The organism is Vibrio sp. 10N.222.46.A1, from assembly GCF_041473595.1.
In the GTDB taxonomy this organism is placed as follows: Bacteria; Pseudomonadota; Gammaproteobacteria; order Enterobacterales; family Vibrionaceae; genus Vibrio; species Vibrio tasmaniensis_A.
In genome coordinates this window covers 1-3,439 of the sequence record NZ_JBFRSN010000984.1, presented here as the reverse complement: position 1 = coordinate 3,439, position 3,439 = coordinate 1, and the positions used below count along the sequence as shown (strand labels likewise).

Genomic DNA, 3,439 nt, shown 5'->3' with positions numbered 1-3,439 from the left:
TACTCACTCCAATTGCATTAGCAATTACATTGGCGGCTTGTTCTTCAGGTCCTCAAGCACCAACGCGTGTTGATATTACACTAGATCCAGCGCAATCAACTGAAAGTTACATGATGCAGGCGGATAGTAGCAAAGGAAGTCTACAAAACGACTGGTTAATCATGGCGCTTAAGGCTTCTGTGCAAGCTGGAAAAACCGATCAAGCGACTCTGCTGATCAAACGCTTAGCCAAACAAGAGCTGAGTGAAGTTCAACAAGCAGAATGGCAACTAGCTCGCGCTCAACTGCTGGTGAATAACTCGCAACCACAGCAAGCGTACAGCCAACTGAACTTTCAGCCTTGGTGGACGCTTCCGAACGAGCAATGGAAAGATTATCACGAGTTACGCGCCAACATTTCTGAAATACAGAATGAGTATTTCGAAGCGAGCCGTGAGTTAGTCCTTTATTCTGAATATCTGGACGCTAGCGACGAAAGCCAACAGCGAACGGCCGACCGTATTTGGCAGAACCTGAATAGCTACTCTCAATACGAGATTCTAGAACTGAAAACATCGCCGACAGAAGATGTGCTTTCAGGTTGGTTGCAACTGGCTATCTACATGAAGACGCTGAATTCGAACCTTCCAAACCTACAGGAAACCCTGGCTGATTGGTTAGCCGAGAATCCTCAGCACCCTGCGGCTACTTACACACCTCAAGCGATCACCGACATCTTGGCACTAGAGATCAGCAAACCAACCAGCACTGCGCTGCTGCTGCCGCTAACAGGTAAGTACGGTAAGCAAGCACAACTTGTGCGTGATGGTTTCATCTTTGCGATGATGAATGACAAAGAGCGTGAAGAAGATGCAACTCTGACGGTAATGGATACCAACGTACAAAGTGCCGCTGAAATTAAAGCGAAACTGGAAGAGAATAACGTTGATTTCATCGTTGGCCCTCTGATTAAGAGCAATATCACCAAGCTTCAACAAGCGCAGAAAAACCACGAAAACTCGATTCCAGCATTAGCTCTTAATATTCCAACTCAGCTAGAACCAGATACTAATATTTGTTATCTCGCTTTATCGCCAGAACAAGAAGTCGCTCAGGCTGCGAAACACCTTTTTGCACAAGGCTATAAGTACCCACTAATTCTTGCACCCAAAGGACGCTTAGGTGACCGCGTTAAGCAAGCATTTAACGAAGAGTGGCAGAAATACAGCAACAACGACGTTGCAATCAGCTTCTTCTCTGACAAACGCCAACTGCAGCGTAATGTGAATCAGATTTTCGGTTTACAAGAGAGCCAACAACGTATCGCTCAAATGGATGGACTACTTAACCTAGACCTAGAAACAGAGCCACGCAGTCGTCGTGATATCGATTCTGTCTACATTGTCGCTAAGAACTCAGAGCTAACACTCATCAAACCCTTCATTGAAGTTGCAATTAACCCTGATGCTAGCCAACCTGCACTGTTTTCAAACTCACGCAGCAACAGCGGTGACAAGCAATATGAAGACCTAACGGGTGTCTTCTACAGCGATATCCCGCTATTAGTCGAGAACAAAAACGAGCTTAACAAAGCGCTTAATGACCTATGGCCTTCACACTCGAACAGCCAAAAGCGTCTACAAGCTCTAGGAATGGATGCATACTATCTAATGGATGCACTACCACAGATGAAAGCCGTACAAGATTACAGTATTACAGGTGAAACCGGCGTATTAACCATCGACAACAACTGTGTGGTTCAACGTGAAATCAGCTGGGCAGAGCATGGGGCTTTTTAGCCGTAAGTTCCTATCCAAGCCAACAATCACCCACAAACAAGTGGGTGATAAATACGAGACCGTGGCAAAGAATTATTTAGTTCGCCACGGTTTATCGTTAATTGAAGAAAACTTCATAGCAAAGTGTGGCGAAATTGATCTTATAATGCGCCATAACAATACGGTTGTGTTTACTGAGGTAAAATACCGCAAGCAAACACGCTACGGACATGCCGCTGAAATGGTGACAGCCAAAAAGTCACAAAAGCTACTCAAAACAGCCAATGTTTGGCTTATGCAGCAAGGCTTGTCGGTACACTCTACAGATTACAGGTTTGATATCATTGCCATCGAAGGGCCGAATGACACTATCGACTGGATTCAAAACGCGATTACCCAAGGATAAACATGCTAGACAGCATCAAAGAAAGTTTTACAGAAAGTATTCAAATCCAAATTGCGGCGGCAGAAGCTCTGCCAGACGCAATCACGCATGCCGCTCAAGCAATGGTTGCAACCCTGCTTAACGGAAACAAGATTCTTTGTTGTGGTAACGGTGGTTCGGCATCGAATGCTCAGCAATTTGTCTCTTGCCTACTTAATCGCTTTGAAACCGAGCGTCCTAGCCTTCCAGCAATGGCTCTCACTGCTGATAACACCACACTAACGGCGGTGGCAAACGACTACCACTACGAAGAGATCTTCTCTAAGCAAGTGCGCGCGTTTGGTCAAACTGGCGATATTTTACTGGCTATATCTACTAGTGGTAACAGTAAAAATATCATCAAAGCAATGGAAGCTGCGGTAACACGTGATATGACAATCATCGCCTTTACTGGTAAAGATGGTGGTGAAATGGCTGGCCTGCTTGGTGAGCACGATGTAGAAATTCGTATTCCCTCACACCGTACAGCACGTATCCACGAAGTACACATGGTGACACTACACTGCTTATGTGACCTAATCGATCAAGTACTCTTCCCAGCTCACGAAGAGTGATATACGGAGCATCACGATGAAATCATTAACTTCTATGAAGCTGCTTAAGCTGATTAGTGTTTCGCTACTTACACTGTCGTTATCTGGTTGTGCTGGTCTTTTCATTGCTGGTGCAGCAACTACTGCAAATCTAGTCACAGATACACGAACCACCAAAGAGATTTGGAGCGACAACAATATCGAATTTGAAGTTGCAGCTATGACCAATAAACCGCCATTTCGCGGCAATGTCAGTATCACAGCAAGCTCTTACCGTGGTTCAGTAGTTCTGATGGGGCAAGCAACGACAGATGCTGAACGTCGTGCTTTTGAAAGCCAAGCTAAAGCAGTAACGGGAGTTGAAAGTATACACAACCAGATCCGAGTGAAAGAGCCACTGTCTGTTAGTGCTATCAGCAAAGACAGTTGGATTACCACTAAAGTGAAGTCTGCCCTACTTGCCAAGTCTGAGCTTAACGGTATCAAAGTCAAAGTCATTACTGAAGATTCAGAAGTATTTCTGCTTGGATTAGTTTCTCGGGAACACGCTGATATCGCGACAGAAGTTGCGCGTAATATCTCTGGTGTGAAGCAGGTGATTCGAGCGTTTGAATATGGTGAAGATGACAATTTGGTAAACTAACGCCCTCTGAATTTACTTAGCTAACTTAGTTGCTTAGCTGCTTGTTGGTTGGTTGGTTGGT

General features: G+C 45.0%; 4 protein-coding genes. All 4 read left to right on the top strand.

What is annotated here, in order from left to right; translation table 11 throughout:
* A partial coding sequence (locus tag AB4496_RS22865) for a penicillin-binding protein activator (protein WP_372132072.1) occupies positions 1-1,778 on the top strand: 1,778 nt, incomplete at its 5' end.
* Complete coding sequence (locus tag AB4496_RS22860; protein WP_009848946.1) at positions 1,765-2,163, top strand: YraN family protein; 399 nt, start codon at positions 1,765-1,767, stop codon at positions 2,161-2,163. The genes AB4496_RS22865 and AB4496_RS22860, both read left to right, overlap by 14 nt.
* A 2-nt stretch (positions 2,164-2,165) precedes the next feature.
* The gene (locus AB4496_RS22855) at positions 2,166-2,756 is read left to right on the top strand and encodes a phosphoheptose isomerase (protein WP_004729817.1); all 591 of its coding nucleotides are present in this window, start codon (positions 2,166-2,168) and stop codon (positions 2,754-2,756) included.
* A gap of 16 nt (positions 2,757-2,772) precedes the next feature.
* Complete coding sequence (locus tag AB4496_RS22850; RefSeq protein WP_009848945.1) at positions 2,773-3,378, top strand: BON domain-containing protein; 606 nt, start codon at positions 2,773-2,775, stop codon at positions 3,376-3,378.
* The last annotated feature ends 61 nt before the right edge of the window (positions 3,379-3,439 follow it).

Bases quoted from the DNA above. Each gene is read 5' to 3' on its own strand.
- AB4496_RS22850 (WP_009848945.1), top strand. From the start codon at position 2,773: ATGAAATCATTAACTTCTATGAAGCTGCTTAAGCTGATTAGTGTTTCG.
- AB4496_RS22855 (WP_004729817.1), top strand. From the start codon at position 2,166: ATGCTAGACAGCATCAAAGAAAGTTTTACAGAAAGTATTCAAATCCAA.
- AB4496_RS22860 (WP_009848946.1), top strand. From the start codon at position 1,765: ATGGGGCTTTTTAGCCGTAAGTTCCTATCCAAGCCAACAATCACCCAC.